Annotated in this window: 1 tRNA gene; it reads left to right on the top strand. The window is 45.7% G+C overall.

What is annotated here, in order from left to right:
- Window positions 1–97: 97 nt before the first annotated feature.
- A tRNA-Ala gene (locus ACI3E5_RS17670) sits at window positions 98–170 on the top strand.
- Window positions 171–269: the final 99 nt, after the last annotated feature.

Here is a 269-nt window from a genome sequence, read left to right as displayed (position 1 = left end):
TGCGGCTGGATCACCTCCTTTCTAAGGAATATTTCGGAAGACTACACATCGTTTGCCTTTGTTCAGTTTTGAGAGGTCTACTCTCAAGTAAATACCCGGGGCCTTAGCTCAGCTGGGAGAGCGCCTGCTTTGCACGCAGGAGGTCAGCGGTTCGATCCCGCTAGGCTCCATTAACGACAACGGTCGTTAAGCTTTGTTCATTGAAAACTGGATATCGAAGAAATAATCAAAACAAGTAACACACACCGAGTTGAAATGTTAAAAGAGTT

The sequence above is a fragment of the Candidatus Enterococcus avicola genome, assembly GCF_047470845.1.
GTDB classification, from domain to species: Bacteria; Bacillota; Bacilli; order Lactobacillales; family Enterococcaceae; genus Enterococcus_D; species Enterococcus_D casseliflavus.
Note: the sequence above shows the minus strand (reverse complement) of the source record. Positions and strands in the feature narration are given on the sequence as shown.